General features: G+C 47.9%; 12 protein-coding genes. 8 read left to right on the top strand and 4 right to left on the bottom strand.

What is annotated here, in order from left to right; translation table 11 throughout:
- Positions 1–15: 15 nt before the first annotated feature.
- Together asnS and NOM90_RS02690 are read left to right on the top strand one after the other, a co-directional pair.
- Positions 16–1,311, top strand: a complete 1,296-nt coding sequence (gene asnS, locus NOM90_RS02695) for an asparagine--tRNA ligase (protein ID WP_255939820.1) — start codon at positions 16–18, stop codon at positions 1,309–1,311.
- Between the two features lie 57 nt (positions 1,312–1,368).
- Complete coding sequence (locus NOM90_RS02690; RefSeq protein ID WP_255939818.1) at positions 1,369–2,049, top strand: DnaD domain protein; 681 nt, start codon at positions 1,369–1,371, stop codon at positions 2,047–2,049.
- A 444-nt stretch (positions 2,050–2,493) separates the two neighbouring features.
- On the opposite strand, the gene proC is transcribed toward NOM90_RS02690, so the two are convergent.
- The 4 genes from proC to NOM90_RS02670 all read right to left on the bottom strand — a co-directional run bounded on the left by proC (position 2,494) and on the right by NOM90_RS02670 (position 7,191).
- Entirely contained in the window at positions 2,494–3,360 is an 867-nt protein-coding gene (gene proC, locus NOM90_RS02685) for a pyrroline-5-carboxylate reductase (protein ID WP_255939817.1), read from the bottom strand.
- 52 nt (positions 3,361–3,412) lie between these two features.
- Positions 3,413–4,669 (bottom strand): glutamate-5-semialdehyde dehydrogenase, encoded by a 1,257-nt coding sequence (locus NOM90_RS02680; protein ID WP_255939816.1) that lies wholly within the window; start codon positions 4,667–4,669, stop codon positions 3,413–3,415.
- 42 nt (positions 4,670–4,711) lie between these two features.
- On the bottom strand, positions 4,712–5,815 hold the full coding sequence (proB, locus tag NOM90_RS02675; RefSeq protein ID WP_255939814.1) for a glutamate 5-kinase: 1,104 nt from the start codon (positions 5,813–5,815) through the stop codon (positions 4,712–4,714).
- Between the two features lie 458 nt (positions 5,816–6,273).
- Complete coding sequence (locus NOM90_RS02670) at positions 6,274–7,191, bottom strand: LysR family transcriptional regulator (protein ID WP_255939812.1); 918 nt, start codon at positions 7,189–7,191, stop codon at positions 6,274–6,276.
- Between the two features lie 175 nt (positions 7,192–7,366).
- On the opposite strand from NOM90_RS02670, the gene leuC reads away from it, so the two are divergent.
- The 6 genes from leuC (at position 7,367) to nth (ending at position 15,289) form a co-directional block, all read left to right on the top strand.
- Complete coding sequence (leuC, locus tag NOM90_RS02665) at positions 7,367–8,788, top strand: 3-isopropylmalate dehydratase large subunit (protein ID WP_255939810.1); 1,422 nt, start codon at positions 7,367–7,369, stop codon at positions 8,786–8,788.
- A 34-nt stretch (positions 8,789–8,822) separates the two neighbouring features.
- On the top strand, positions 8,823–9,425 hold the full coding sequence (leuD, locus tag NOM90_RS02660) for a 3-isopropylmalate dehydratase small subunit (protein WP_255939808.1): 603 nt from the start codon (positions 8,823–8,825) through the stop codon (positions 9,423–9,425).
- 157 nt (positions 9,426–9,582) lie between these two features.
- Entirely contained in the window at positions 9,583–9,993 is a 411-nt protein-coding gene (locus NOM90_RS02655; RefSeq protein ID WP_255939805.1) for a DUF6037 family protein, read from the top strand.
- Positions 9,994–10,119: 126 nt separating this feature from the next.
- Positions 10,120–11,622 (top strand): N-acetylmuramoyl-L-alanine amidase, encoded by a 1,503-nt coding sequence (locus NOM90_RS02650; RefSeq protein WP_255939803.1) that lies wholly within the window; start codon positions 10,120–10,122, stop codon positions 11,620–11,622.
- Positions 11,623–11,756: 134 nt separating this feature from the next.
- The gene (locus NOM90_RS02645) at positions 11,757–14,480 is read left to right on the top strand and encodes an S-layer homology domain-containing protein (protein WP_255939801.1); all 2,724 of its coding nucleotides are present in this window, start codon (positions 11,757–11,759) and stop codon (positions 14,478–14,480) included.
- A 137-nt stretch (positions 14,481–14,617) separates the two neighbouring features.
- Complete coding sequence (nth, locus tag NOM90_RS02640; protein ID WP_255939798.1) at positions 14,618–15,289, top strand: endonuclease III; 672 nt, start codon at positions 14,618–14,620, stop codon at positions 15,287–15,289.
- Positions 15,290–15,300 lie beyond the last annotated feature (11 nt).

Raw genomic sequence — 15,300 nt, 5'->3', positions numbered from 1 at the left:
AGAGGACTGACTTTCATGTCGAACAAAACAGACATTCGCGGCGTCAGCGCCCATGTGGGCGAGACGGTTCGAATCGGCTGCTGGGTCAATAACAAACGCTCTAGCGGTAAAATCCAATTTTTACAACTCCGTGACGGAACCGGTTATATCCAAGGCGTTGTTGTAAAAAGCGAAGTTTCGGAAGAAATCTGGAATGATGCTAAAAGTCTGACGCAAGAAAGTTCGCTGTATATAACAGGTATTATTCGTGAAGAGCCGCGCAGTAAATCCGGCTTTGAAATGACCGTTACCGGAATCGAAATCTTGCATCTCACTGAAGATTATCCGATTACTCCAAAAGAGCATGGCGTCGATTTCTTGATGGATCATCGCCATCTGTGGCTCCGTTCACCTAAGCAGCGTGCAGTCATGATCGTGCGTGCACAAATCGTGCGTGCGGTTCGTGAATTTTTCGATACGCGCGGCTTTACGCTGATGGATCCTCCGATCCTTACGCCATCTTCCGCAGAAGGAACAACCGAATTGTTCCATATTAAGTACTTTGACGAAGATGCGTATCTAACGCAAAGTGGTCAGCTTTATATGGAAGCTGCTGCAATGGCGCTTGGCAAAGTCTATTCGTTTGGTCCAACATTCCGCGCAGAAAAATCGAAAACTCGTCGTCACTTGATCGAGTTCTGGATGATCGAGCCGGAAATGGCGTTTGTTGATCTGAATGAAAGTCTGGAAATCCAAGAACAATTCGTAAGCCATGTGGTGCAGTCCGTATTAACGAACTGCAAAGCAGAACTCGAAACGTTGGAGCGCGATGTAACGAAGCTTGAGCAAGTGACGGGCGCGTTCCCGCGTATCACTTACGATGAAGCGATCGAATTCTTGAACAACAATGGATTCGAAGTTCCGTGGGGCGAAGACTTTGGCGCGCCTCATGAGACCGCAATCGCGAACCATTACGACAAACCGGTCTTTATCACCCACTATCCGGCTGAGATCAAAGCTTTCTATATGAAGCCTGATCCAAACCGTCCAGAAGTGGTACTGTGCGCAGACATGATCGCACCAGAAGGATACGGCGAGATCATCGGCGGTTCGCAACGGATCGACGATCCAGCGTTGATGGAAGAACGTTTTGCTCAGCATAATCTGACGTCCGACGCGTACAAATGGTATATGGACTTGCGCAAATACGGTTCGGTTCCTCACTCCGGATTCGGTCTGGGTCTGGAACGTACAGTAGCTTGGATCTGCGGTCTGGATCATGTTCGCGAAACGATTCCGTTCCCGCGCATGTTGTATCGCCTGTATCCGTAAGGCGCTTTACGCATGCTGCGAAAAGTTGAATATGCAGGCGGAAGGAGGAACAAGCGGGTGAATGACGAAGCTTGGAAGACTTGGGCAATGGGTGTCTCTCATGCGATGGAATCGCCGCAGGTTCATCTTCCTCACGCCCTGTTGCGTTTTTACCGTAAGATGGAACTCAGTTTGGAAGATACGATGTTGCTGATTCAGCTTATTGGATTCCGACAAGCGGAGTTAAATGATTTCCCAACCCTCGAAGAATTGGAAGAGCGAACAGGGCTTGGAACAGGCGATATTGCAGGCAAACTGCAACGTCTGATCAAAGAAGGTTTTCTTGCGATTCATGAAGACGAAGAAACACCTTCCGGTATTCGCTACGAACGGTATAACTTGGTGGGTCTATATGAACGCCTTGCCGAATGTTTGGCAGAGGAGCGCCGTAATCAGCGCCGCGCCGAACGTCCGGTCGTTGCCGAAGAAGAAGCAGAGACGGTCGATAACTTGTTCCGTATTTTTGAACAAGAATTTGCCCGTCCGCTGTCTCCGATGGAATGTGAAACGATCTCCGTCTGGATCGATCAAGATCGCTATCCAGAAGAACTAATCTTACTAGCTCTCAAAGAAGCGGTTTTTGCAGGCAAACTGCATTTCCGTTATATCGACCGGATCCTTCTTGAGTGGAGCCGCAACCGCGTCCGTACTCCTGAAGATGTCCGGGCGTATTCTCAGAAATTCCGCGGGCAACGTTAGCGGGAGCGGTAGAAGACGCTTCGGGCGAAATTCGTTCAAGTCGCTGTCTCACTCGGAAAATAGATCGAAGTTTTTATTTGTATTTGCCAAGTTCAAAGGCGTCTTTCACTGAATTTCGCCCTCCCATACTTCGCTAGCCCTTCGCAAACTTAGAGCTTTAAAAATAAAAAAAGAGCCGTTCTCCCCTTAATGTGGAGAACGGCTCTTTTTTCTCTCTTATATTCCCTCACTCTCCCCTTAAAGAAGAAAAGCGAACCCTCCAACGTAAGCGAAGGGCGGGATTGAGTGAAGGAGCGACAGCGATCGCCTTTGCATAGGGGAAGCCTCCTTAAAAATTCCAATCGGGCTTCCCCTATGCAATAAGCGACCGAAACCAATCCCGCCCGCAGCGACTAAGATCGCCGAACAAATCTCAGCTACAAAGTTTTTCTCTCGTCAACGATTTTATGCTTTGACTTGCTTCTCTAAGTCCTGTCCCATTTCTGCGGAACGTTCCGAGCAACGTGCCGCCGCGCGAACGACAGCCCCGTAGAAGTCGCTCTCGTCAAGCTTCGCTATCGCGGCTTGAGTCGCGCCGTTCGGCGAAGTGACTTTTCGGCGAAGTTCAGCAGGTTCCTCACCTGTCTGACGAACCATTTCAGCGGCGCCCAGCACGGTCTGAATCGTCATATCGCGAGCTTGCTCAGCGGTCATGCCTCCGAGTTTTGCCGCTTCGATCAAAGCTTCCATCATGTAGTACACATAAGCTGGGCCGCTACCTGAAATCCCGGTCAGAGCGTCGATCTTCGATTCTTCGGTTTCGACGACGATTCCGACAGCTTCGAACAACAAGCGCGAAGTCTGCTTTTGCTCCGATGATAATCCTTCGGAATAGCTCATCCCGGTTACACCAAGACCGATTCCGCTTGACGTATTCGGCATCGTACGCACAATCGGTTGCTGAGGCTGTCCAAGCAATCCGCGTAACGTTGCAATCGATAGACCCGCAATCATCGATACTACGACCGTTTGAGGCTGGATCAGCGTACCGAGCTGATTGAGCGCTTCAGCAGCGTCTTTCGGTTTCATTGCCAAAATGACGATCGAAGAGTCCCGCAAGACTTGTTCTTTTTCGGCAGGATCATTGGTACCCGGCGTACCGTAACGTTGCTTGAGACCGTCAAGCTTAGCTTGATCGCTGCGGTTCAAAAAAGTGATCGACTCCGGCGAAACGACGGAACCTTCAACTAGACCTCGCGCGACAGCTTCCGCCATCGAACCTGCTCCGAAAAAGCAAATACGTTCTTGAATTTGTGTAGAAGGTGAAGTCATATAATCACCGTTCCTTTCAATTTATTGATTTGAATGTTTATTTGAATAGGGATCAGTTGCGAATCTGTCCGTTTCCGTAAATCCGGTATTGCGACGAAGTTAACGCTGGCAATCCCATAGGACCTCTGGCATGCAATTTTTGCGTACTGATTCCGATTTCGGCGCCAAATCCGAATTCGAATCCATCCGTGAATCGAGTCGACGCATTATGATAGACAGCTGCGGCATCGATTTCATTCAAGAAGCGGACTGCATGTTCATCATTTTCAGTTACGATACATTCGGAATGTTTCGTGCCGAACTTCGCGATATGCGCAGCGGCTTCATCCAGATCCGAGACGATCTTAAGATTAAGAATATAGTCGTTATATTCGGTTGCATAATCTTCTTCGGTCGCAAGCTTTGCTTCCGGTACGATGTAGCAAGTCGATTCGTCGCCGCGTAATTCTACATGTTGCTCTAAGAATTGATTCGCCAGACTCCGCAAATGCTTCTGCGCGAAGTCTTGATGAATAATGAGCGTCTCCATCGAGTTGCAGACGGAAGGACGCTGTACTTTGGCATTGATCGCGATCTGCGTCGCCATATCCACATCAGCAGAAGCATCGATGTACGTGTGACAAACACCTGCGCCGGTCTCGATGACCGGGACTGTAGCGTTCTGTACGACGTTATCGATCAGTGAACGACCGCCGCGTGGAATGATTACATCCAATAGACCGTTTAATTTGAGCATCTCATCAACCGAAGATCGAGAAGAGTCTTCGATCACTTGCAGCGCTTCAAAAGGCACATCGGTTTCCGACAACGCACTGCGTAGCACTTCGGCAATCTTTTTGTTCGTCGATAGAGCCGCGGAACCGCCGCGCAGCACGACCGCATTCCCTGTTTTCAAACAAAGCGCTGCAGCATCGACGGTAACGTTCGGACGAGCTTCATAGATGATTCCGATTACCCCAAGCGGTACAGTGACTTTTTCGATTCGAAGTCCATTTGGACGTTCAATCTGCTCTAGGACTTGACCCGTTGGATCAGGTAACTCAGCGACAAGACGCAGTGCATCGGCGATGCTTCCGATCCGATCTTCATTAAGCATGAGTCGATCTAGTAGTGATTCGCTCGTTCCGTTCGCGCGTCCACGCTCCAAGTCTTCGCGGTTCGCTTCGATCAGCGAAGCTCCTTCGGCAACCAACCTATCTGCCATTGCAAGCAAAGCTGTGTTTTTTTGCTGCGTAGATAATGTCGCAAGACCTCTGGCAGCCTCGCCGGCACGTGTTGCTTTCAATACGACTTCACTTGACTGATTCATGAATAGTCCTCCTTTGATCATACAATCTTTAGCAATCAAGATTTATCGCAGTAATACCCACTCGTCTCGGTGGATCGCTTCAAGTCGGTTTACGACAGTTAACGTCTCCAATACTTGAGTGCCAGATAGACCGCAGACTTTCTGCAAATCTTCTATATCGTAATTCACGACGCCGCGTCCGATCATATCGCCACCGGCTCCACGAACTTCGACGACGTCTCCGGCGTGGAATTGCCCTTCTACAGACACGATCCCTACGGGAAGCAAGCTACGACCTTCTTCGATCAGCGCGCGCTGCGCTCCGGCATCGACAACCAGTGCGCCTAACGGACGCGATAGATAACCGAGCCACTGCTTTTTGACCGGCATTGCAGCGAGTTTGGTTGTAAAATGCGTGCCTTTGCCGCCGCCTTCGGCAGCTTGCTTCAAATCGCCTAACTCGTTGGCACGGCCGACAAATACCGGAACACCGCCGCGAGTCGCGATACGAGCGGCATCTAGCTTCGAACGCATCCCGCCGGTTCCGACACTGCTGCCAGAGCCGCCAGCCATGCGGTAAATGTCATCGTCGATTTCGTCGATGACTTCGTATTTGAACGCCGAAGGATCATGACGCGGATCAGCGCTATACAGTCCGTCGGTATCGGTCAAGATGATCAATCGATCAGCTTTGACCAGATTGGCGACCAGAGCAGAGAGGGTATCGTTATCGCCGAATTTTAATTCATCGACGGATACCGTATCATTTTCATTAAAAATCGGTAAAATTCCGCGTTCCAACAACTCTTCGATGGTCATCACAGCACTTCCGATCCGTTTGCGACTATGAAAGTCGGTACGGGTTAGCAAAATTTGTGCGGCGACTCTTTGATCACGAGCTAAAGCTTCTTGATAAGCTTGCATCAATAAAGCTTGTCCCACTGCTGCCGAAGCTTGTTTCTCGTGCAGTTTTTTGGGACGTTCCGTATATCCGATCGCACGGAACCCGGCAGCAACAGCCCCGGAAGTCACGAGTAAAGGCTGATAACCTAATTTATAAAGCCCGGCAAGTTCGCTTGCGAAGTAGGCAATCGCTTCACGATTCAGCCCGCCTTGATCGCCGGTTAACGAACTGCTGCCGATTTTGACAACGATACGTTTGGACATTCAATCTCCTTCTTTCTGTCTACAGCAAAATAAAAAGGCTTTCGTCCTCACGCATAGCTTAAGCTACACGAAGGACGAAAGCCGAATAAGAGCTTCCGCGGTACCACCTTGATTGACGGGTTTTGCCCGTCCCACTTCAACCTCCGTTAACGGAGAGGAACCGTCCGAATTTGGACATTCGGATTGCTCGGGGATAGGCTTCGGAAAGATCTTGCCCGTAAATTCTCACAGCCGACGATTTTCTGGACAAACACCGAAGTTTGCGTAGACAATCGTACCGGAATCTACTCTCTGGAAGGGAGACACTTTCTTACTGGTCCCGTCATTGCGACGTTACATTTCATTTTTCCTAGAATAGCACGGCGAACGCTTTTTGTAAAAGCCGTAATTTTAATGAAGCAACGAAATATCGCAGCGACGCTTTTCCGAATCGGAGCATGAAGCTGGATCATGGTGCGCTAAGAACGCGAGATTCCGCTCATTGTTACGCGCAGCGTATCGATAAAAGCTTGAGCAGCCTGAGAAAGCGACCTGCCTTTGCGGTAAGCGATCACTAATGTCCGATAAGGAACCGGCTCTGCCAAAGGGATATATACAGGCAGAAGCGAACTGTGTTTGGAGCGAGCAACGAAACGAGGAACGAGCGTCACGCCCATTCCGGCAGCGACCAACGATTGGAGGGTCTCCATATTGCTGCTTTCAAACACGACTTGAGGTTCAAAACCCGCTTCCCGGCATAGATCGAGGACCATTTTCCGAAAACCTTGCCCTTGCTTCAAAATGATAAAAGGTTCATGTTCCAGTTCTTTGATATCGATACCTGTTATAGAAGTGGAATCGGCATGTAGGGCTAAACGGTGACCTGGCGGAACAGCAAGATCGATCGGCTCGTCGGTAATCCGTTCGTAATCAAGCGTCGGCTCTGTGAGAGGGAGAGAAAGAAGGCTGATATCGGTCTTCCCATTTGCCGTCAACCGTTCCAGATGAAGCGAAGTGTCTTCTAATAGGGTGACGGCAACGCCCGGATAGCCGCTACGAAAAGTCGGAAGAACATGAGGGAGCAGATGCGAGCCGGTAATCGGCATACTGCCGACCGTAATATGCCCTTTGCGTAGTTGCGAAATATCTTCCATTTCGACGCGAAGCAGATCCATTTCATCAATGATGCGTTGTGCGCGTTTCATAAATTCGCGTCCGGCGTGCGTGAGTTCTACTGTACTTGTATTGCGCTGAAATAACAGAACGCCGAGTTCTTTTTCTAACTTCGACAATTGTTGGCTTAATGAAGGTTGGGCAATATGCAGCTTTTCCGCGGCTCGGGAGAAGTTGTGTTCGGCGGCAATCATAAGCGCGTATTGAAGTTGTCTCAATTCCATGACTGTTCAGGCTCCTTTTTAATAAAAAGATCAAGATCGCTCTATAGGCATAACCTATTAGGATTATAGTTATTATATCTTGGAACAATGAGACATGACCATGTTATATTTAACCTACTAACAAAACCAGCTGCAAAAAGTCGGCGGTTTTAAATCCAGTAGCGGGGTGAAACAGATGAGTAAAAAAACGATGTATGAGAAAATTTGGGAAAATCACGTGATTCATCAAGAAGAAGGCAAGCCGTCTATCCTTTATATCGATTTGCATCTGGTCCATGAAGTGACGTCGCCACAGGCATTCGAAGGTCTGCGTCTGAGCAATCGTAAAGTTCGTCGTCCTGAACGCACATTCGCTACGATGGATCATAACGTACCGACTACGGATCGTTTTAATATCAAAGATCCGATCTCGAAGCAACAAATCGATACGTTGAGCCAAAACTGTAAAGACTTCGGCGTCAAATTGTTTGACCTCGATACGATCGATCAAGGCGTTGTGCACGTTATGGGACCGGAGCTGGGACTGACTTATCCGGGCAAAACAATCGTATGCGGCGATAGCCATACGTCTACGCACGGTGCATTCGGCGCTTTGTCGTTCGGTATTGGTACGAGCGAAGTGGAACACGTCCTGGCGACGCAATGTCTGCAGCAAGCGAAATCCAAAACGATGGAAGTTCGTTTTATCGGCAATCGCAAACCGGGCGTTACGGCAAAAGATATGATTCTTGGCGTTATTGCTAAGTATGGTACAGACTTTGCAACAGGTTACGTACTGGAATACACAGGCGAATCGATTCGCAAATTGACGATGGAAGAACGGATGACCGTCTGCAATATGTCGATCGAAGGTGGAGCAAGAGCGGGTCTGATTGCACCGGACGAAACGACATTCAATTATATTCAAGGTCGCGAATATGCGCCGCAAGGTGCCGCTTTCGAGGCTGCTGTCGAAGATTGGAAAAATCTTGTGACGGACGAAGGCGCAACGTATGACCATATCGTAGAATTCGATGTCGATACACTGATTCCTCAGGTGACTTGGGGTACAAGCCCGGGTATGGGAACGAACATCGATTCGGTTGTTCCGAATCCAGCCGACTTCACGACAGAGAATGAGCGCCGCGCGGCTGAAAAAGCATTGGAGTACATGGATCTGGTTCCAGGTACGAAAATGTCTGAAATCCCAGTTGACTATGTCTTTATCGGTTCGTGCACAAACGGACGGATTGAAGATTTGAGAGCGGCTGCCGAGATTGCCAAAGGCTACACGGTTGCGCAAAACGTAACAGCAATCGTCGTTCCGGGTTCGGGACGCGTGAAGCTGCAAGCGGAACAAGAAGGTCTGGACGTTGTATTCCGCGAAGCCGGATTCGAATGGCGCGAAGCAGGGTGCAGTATGTGCTTGGCAATGAACCCTGACGTCCTGCAACCGGGACAACGTTGTGCTTCGACATCCAACCGTAACTTCGAAGGTCGTCAAGGCCGCGGAGGACGTACGCATCTGGTATCGCCGGCAATGGCTGCCGCTGCTGCGATCGAAGGTCATTTCACAGATGTACGCGATTGGAAATTCAAAACAGAAGTCGTTAGCTAATTACGGATAAACTTTTCGGAAAGAAGGGGCTTATATGGACGCATTCAAACAACTAAACGGACTGGTTGCTCCAGTCGATCGGGTCAATGTCGATACGGACGCGATCATTCCGAAGCAATTTTTGAAACGGATTGAACGCACAGGATTTGGTCAATTTCTCTTTTTCGAATGGCGTTTTGACGAAGCGGGAGAAGTGAATCCTTCGTTCGAAATGAACAAGCCGCGTTATCAAGGCGCAGAAGTATTGATTTCCCGTGCCAACTTCGGTTGCGGATCTTCTCGTGAACACGCACCGTGGGCGATTATGGATTATGGATTCCGCTGCGTGATTGCGCCGTCTTTTGCGGATATCTTCTATAACAACTGCTTCAAAAACGGGATTTTGCCAATCAAACTGTCGGAAGAACAAGTCCAAGATTTGTTTAGCCGTACAGCGGAGCATGAAGGTTATAGTCTGAACGTCGATCTGGAAAACAAAGTGTTGACGGATGAGTATGGTCTGCGTATCGAATTCGATCTGGATGAACACCGCCGTCAATTTTTGCTTCAAGGTCTGGACGATATCGGCTTGACGCTTCAGCATGAAGACGAGATTTCGGCTTATGAAGAATCACGCTCGCAACGAGCTTACGCTTAAGTCTAAATTACGGCAAATTCGGTAATAACGTTCAAGCGTCGTTTCCTTGAGGAAGCGGCGCTTTTTTGTTTTGAAATCGAAAAAAGGTTGGATGTGTATCTGTCTTCTTTTATAATACGAAAGGGTGGTTGACGGACATGCAGCGAAGGAGATGGATATGGGTTCTTTTTTATTTCAAAACTTGCACAAACTAAAAAAAGACATGAAGAAAAAACAATGCTTGATCGATAGTTTTATGTTTGCGTATAACAAGCAAAACTATATTGTATTGGTTAGACCGTATGCAGCCGGCGAAGACAAACAGAGTGATGCTTTGATGAAAGTTGAATTTGTACGAGTAAACAGGTTGAAAGAGCGGTTTACGGTTCCGGCGACCAAATGGCAGTTTGTAGCCGATGCACGGATGCTTCGCGATTATTTTCAGATTCCGTATAGTGAAAATCTAGGCGAAGTCTTTCGAGATTTATACGAATGTTTTGCAGCATCTATTCCGGTTTCTGTACATAAGGACAAATCCGAAATCGAACAAAAAGTGCTGCAATCTAGCGAGCAAATCAAAAAAAGTTAAGGTTTTTTATCAAAATCTATGTATGATCGCAAAAAATTGCCGATAAGAAATAGGTAACAAAAATGAGATCATTACCGCAACTTTCAAAAAAAGTTCGCGTCTAAGTGAACGTAGGCAACTGTTGGGATGTCAATAGTTCGGATTCTGGCAATTCGTTTGGGAGCAAGCGGATACGGTCGGAATTTCGACGAAAAAAGCGAAGAAGTTAGAGGTGGACGAATGAAAAAGTATGTATTATCAACCGTCATGGCAGTCCTGATGCTGATGTTCTTGCTCCCGCATACGGGACAAGCAGCTTCGTCTGGCACGACAATTACGTTGGACAATCAGAAATTAGCAAACGCAGATGTACTCACAGTCAATCAAACGACTATGGTTCCGATTCGAGTGGTTTCTGAGCAACTCGGTTATTCGGTCAAATGGAATCAAGCCGCAGGTCAAGTTACGATTGGCAGCGGTGCGAACACTGTAGTACTCACCATTAACCAACGTATGGCTTCTGTAAACGGAGCGCTGGTTTCTTTAACGGAACCTGCTATGGCAAGCAAACAAACGACCTATGTGCCTTTGCGATTCGTAAGCGCGCAAATGGGGCTTCAGGTGAAGTGGGACAACGCAGCGAAAAATGTATTTTTGTTCACAGCGGGCAACCCTAATGCAGGGCAAATCGGTGCAACGCCTTCGGTTCCGTCGGATGGAGGAAATCTAACTCCAATCGTGACACCTGTAGGCGACAAAGCGCAGCTGCAAGCAATCAGTTTCAGCGATAATCGCCTGATGGTGACGACTGACAAATTGGTTACGGTAAAAGATTCTGTACTTACAGGCCCTAACCGTATTTTGCTTGAACTGTCCAACACAGGTTTTGGTCCGGCACTCGGTAACGGCTTAGCCGTAGGCGATGTCGGCACGATTTCTACAGATTCGGCAAGTAACATTTCGCAAGTTCGTTATTTCGTTCCGAAATCGAACCCGAATGTCGTGCAAGTCGTCATTGATTTGAAAAGCGCCAATACGTATAAACTTTCTAAAGAAGGTACATCCGTATTCGTATCGCTGGACAAAGTAGCGGCTCCGAACACAAACGTCGGTGGCAACGGCAAAAAGGTATTGGTAATCGACGCAGGGCATGGTGCTCATGACCCTGGCGCAGTCGGTAACGGAATTCGTGAAAAAGACATTAACTTGGCGATCGCACTTAAAGTCGAAGCGATCATGAAAAAGAATCCGAAAGTCGATGTGGTCATGAGTCGTAGCGACGATACATTCTTGGAACTGAAAGAACGTGTACGTGTTGCGAAAAACGTCAAAGCAGATGTCTTTATCTCGATCCACAATAATAGCGGTTCTGCCGCGGCTAGCGGGACAGAAACCTATTATCAACGCGATAGCAGTAAAACGCTTGCGACTACGCTGCATAAGTACATTCTTGCGGCAACAGGCTTTAAAGACCGCAAGGTTCAATATGGGAACTTCCACGTTATTCGCGAAACGGATATGCCAGCGGCATTGCTGGAAATCGGCTTCGTAAGTAATGCTGGAGACGCGTCGCAACTCAAAAACGATGCGTTCCAACAACGCGTGGCTGAAGCAATTGCCAAAGGATTGCTAGAGTATATGGGCGTCTGAGCCCTATACAATCAAAACTAAAAAAGTTACGATTTATTCATACATTCGCCGTCGGCAGGAACAACAGCCCCGACGGCGAATGTTTTAGGTTGCAGACTTCTTAGCTAATGAGGAAACGAGAGGGGATCGAACGCATGAAGCGCTTTGAACAAAAAGGGGAAACATTCCAAATGAAAAAGGTCGTTCCAGCGATATTGGCAGTCATGATCACAGCAAGCGGAGGAGCTTCAGCGTTAGCCGCAGAAACGACTTCACCTGTAGCATCTAGTTCTGTCTCTACATTCAGCGATGTAAAATCCGGCTATTGGGCGGAAAAACATATTTATAAACTTGCTGCACAAGGTATTGTTTTGGGTCAAAACGGACAATTCAAACCGGGTAACAATATTACGCGTCAGGAAGCGATTACGATGGCGATTCGTTTTGCCGGCGCAGATCGTGAACTCGGAAGTATCGAAGCGGCAACGTTGCCGACCGGATTAACCGTGAATAACTATTTCAAACCTTATGTTGATCTTGCGATCAAACAAGGCATTATCAAATCGGCCGAAGAAAAAGACGTTGACGGCAAATCGTGGGGTACACAACCTGCAAGCCGAGAATGGGTAACCAAAATTTTGGTGCGTGCGATCGGCAAAGAATCCGAAGCTGTAGCTTCTTCGACACCGACATCGTTTGCGGATAACGCAAATATCGCCAAAGACAATGTGGGATACGTGAGCACAGCCGTAAAATTAGGTATTGCCCAAGGTGTGGAAAATAATAAATTCAATCCGACAGGTGCAGTAACGCGCGCACAAATGGCGACTTTCTTCAGCCGTGCTGAAGCTTATATCACACCTACATATGCAGGGGCAACGACGGGGATCGTAACGGGGCTGACAGACAGTTCGTTGACCTTGCTTGCGGATGGAACCAGTACGACGTATGCGTTAGATACCAAGACTGCTTATTTCACTGCCGATTCCGACAAACAAGTTCAAGCTTCGTCGCTACAATTATATACGCGGGTTATGGCGGCTGGAACAGGCGGCAAAGCAGCATACGTTGAAATTGTCGATCCGAAAGCTCAGGTCGAGACGATTACCGGGCAATTTGATCGTATTACAGGTACGAATACTTTATTCTTGCGTACCGAAAATGATTATCCGAAATACGAATACGATCCAAGTACCGCATTTTTAGATCAGAACGGCAATAAAATCGAAGCGAAAAGTATCAGCGCAGGCAGCACAATCTCACTTCTCCGCGAAACGTATTCGGGTGCAGGTCGGATCTTGACGATTCAAGTGACCTCGGGCAACGTGAGTAAAAAAGATACAGGGACCATTACTTCGGTTGATTCGGCTACAGGTACGGTAACGTTCGCGGCATCGACTGGGTTGTCGGAATCGTACAAATGGGATGCTTCGACCATTATCCGTTATCAAAATGAAATCTTGAGTGCTGCAGACCTCAAAGCAGGTAGTAAAGTAAGCTATACGATCGAAAACAATATCATCCGTACCATCGAAGTCACGCAAAGCGTAGAACGTACGATCACAGCTTCTTTGTACCAAACATCGACAGACGGATCGACATTGACGTACAAAACCGATTCGGGCGCGCTGGAAGTAAAATTGGTAGCGGCGAACGTGTTAGTGACGATCGATGGCAAAACAGCGCAATTAAGTGATTTGATCGCAGACAAAACGCAAGGCGACCGTGTTTCGTTGACATTGAACGGTTCGGGCGAAGTGACGCAAATCGTTGTGCAAAATCGTGAAGCAACGCAGCTTACTTTTGCATCGGTGAGCTCTTACGATTCCGCGACTGGCGTTCTTGCCGTGATCGATTCGACGGGTAAGCCTTATGCGTTCACATTGAACGCGAATACGAAACTGACTTACAACGCACCGACGCCAACGTTAAAAGGCATCGAGCCGCTTCTTGTCAAAGGGCGTGGCGTAAATGTGACGGCAGTTGGCAGTCGCCTGCTTTCGATTGAAATCGTAGATCGCTACGAAGGGGTTATTCAGCAAGTCAATAATGGAAACTCTGCTTTAGAGCTGAAGCTGGATAGCGGAACGATTGTTAAATTACCTTATGGTGCAGTCAGCACGGTTGTTCAAGCTTATGGTATAAACAATGCGAATATGTCGAACTTAAAAGTAGGCGATCGCGTGGTGGCTTCGTTATATAGCGACCGTGTAGCGCTGCAATCGGTAGCTTTGCAAACGACGAAGCAATTCCGGGTGACTTCGGTGAACCCAAGCAATAATCGTCTGACCGTAGAGCAAAATGGAGTCGCGACAAGTATCGTTGTTGATAATAAATCAATCCAAAATGCACAAGGAACGCAGATCGGCTACGCGGGATTAGTTACAGGTGGTCTGGTTGATGTGACATTCAGTGGGCAAGAGGTGTCGAAAGTACGCGTCTCCGACAGCGTAATCGGTTCGATACAAAGTATCGATAATGCGACACGTACCGTGACAGTTTCTACCTCGAACGGTGCGATTCGGACTTATTCGGCAGCAAATTCTGCATTGAGCGTGAATCAAAACGGAACGGTTATTTCGGGGATCGGTTCGTTATCGACAGGCCAGCATGTACAAGCCGTGGTTCAGCCGGACGGAAGCACTTCCTTTACCGTTTTGAGCGCGCTGAGCAAAAGTTTCTGGAAATACGATTCGTTAACACAGACGGTATACGTCAAGATCACACCGGGAACAAATGAACGGAATACCTTCAAATTGGCACCGGATGCTTGGATTCATCAAGGAAGTGCGAATATCAGCGTGCAATCACTCGCTGGAGATGATAAAATTGTATTGTATCTGAATAACAACGTCGTGTATGAGCTTGTAAAGCAATAGATTCCTGCTTGCTAAAGTCAGGTGTAGCCGACCGGCTGGGTGCGAACTTCCTGTTCGCATCAGCCGGTTTATGTTTGCAAACAGGCTTTGGCTCAGGATGAAGTGCGAAGCACACGATGTAGACAAAGGATTGAGCCATGACAAACGCGAAAGTCAGACATATTCTGGATACGATTGCCGGCATGTATCCTGACGCCCGCTGCGAATTGGATTACAGCAATGCGTTTGAGCTGACAATTGCGGTCTTATTGTCGGCACAGTGTACAGATGTTACAGTCAATAAAGTCACGAAAGATTTGTTTCAAAAATATCACGCGCCTGCCGATTATATTCAGGTGCCGCGTGAAGAATTGGAACAAGATATTCGGCGTATTGGATTGTACCGCAACAAAGCCAAACATATCCAAAGTCTTTGTCATTTATTGATCGAACAATACGGAGGGGAAGTTCCGAGTATTCACGATGAATTGGTGAAACTTCCGGGTGTAGGCAGAAAGACCGCTAACGTCGTCGTATCGAATGCTTTTGATGTCCCTGCTATTGCCGTAGACACGCATGTGGAACGAGTATCGAAACGGCTTGGGCTTGCAGCAGAAGGAGATTCCGTACTTGAAGTCGAGAAAAAGTTGATGAAAAAAGTGCCGAAAGACGAGTGGACGCTTACGCATCACCGGTTGATCTTTTTCGGACGTTATCACTGCAAAGCGCAATCGCCGAACTGCCAAGTTTGTCCGCTGCTCGATGTATGCAAAGAAGGCAAAAAGCGGATGAAAACATCAACGGTACGTCGAACGCGGAAATCAAGTTAACAACTAAATCA

The sequence above is a fragment of the Saccharibacillus sp. JS10 genome, assembly GCF_024436065.1.
In the GTDB taxonomy this organism is placed as follows: domain Bacteria; phylum Bacillota; class Bacilli; order Paenibacillales; family Paenibacillaceae; genus Saccharibacillus.
Note: the sequence above shows the minus strand (reverse complement) of the source record. Positions and strands in the feature narration are given on the sequence as shown.

Excerpts from the sequence above, each read along its gene's own strand:
- NOM90_RS02680 (WP_255939816.1), bottom strand. The coding sequence starts at position 4,669 with ATGAATCAGTCAAGTGAAGTCGTATTGAAAGCAACACGTGCCGGCGAG.
- leuC (WP_255939810.1), top strand. The coding sequence starts at position 7,367 with ATGAGTAAAAAAACGATGTATGAGAAAATTTGGGAAAATCACGTGATT.
- asnS (WP_255939820.1), top strand. The coding sequence starts at position 16 with ATGTCGAACAAAACAGACATTCGCGGCGTCAGCGCCCATGTGGGCGAG.
- proC (WP_255939817.1), bottom strand. The coding sequence starts at position 3,360 with ATGACTTCACCTTCTACACAAATTCAAGAACGTATTTGCTTTTTCGGA.
- NOM90_RS02650 (WP_255939803.1), top strand. The coding sequence starts at position 10,120 with ATGTCAATAGTTCGGATTCTGGCAATTCGTTTGGGAGCAAGCGGATAC.
- proB (WP_255939814.1), bottom strand. The coding sequence starts at position 5,815 with ATGTCCAAACGTATCGTTGTCAAAATCGGCAGCAGTTCGTTAACCGGC.
- NOM90_RS02670 (WP_255939812.1), bottom strand. The coding sequence starts at position 7,191 with ATGGAATTGAGACAACTTCAATACGCGCTTATGATTGCCGCCGAACAC.
- leuD (WP_255939808.1), top strand. The coding sequence starts at position 8,823 with ATGGACGCATTCAAACAACTAAACGGACTGGTTGCTCCAGTCGATCGG.
- NOM90_RS02645 (WP_255939801.1), top strand. The coding sequence starts at position 11,757 with ATGAAGCGCTTTGAACAAAAAGGGGAAACATTCCAAATGAAAAAGGTC.
- nth (WP_255939798.1), top strand. The coding sequence starts at position 14,618 with ATGACAAACGCGAAAGTCAGACATATTCTGGATACGATTGCCGGCATG.
- NOM90_RS02655 (WP_255939805.1), top strand. The coding sequence starts at position 9,583 with ATGGGTTCTTTTTTATTTCAAAACTTGCACAAACTAAAAAAAGACATG.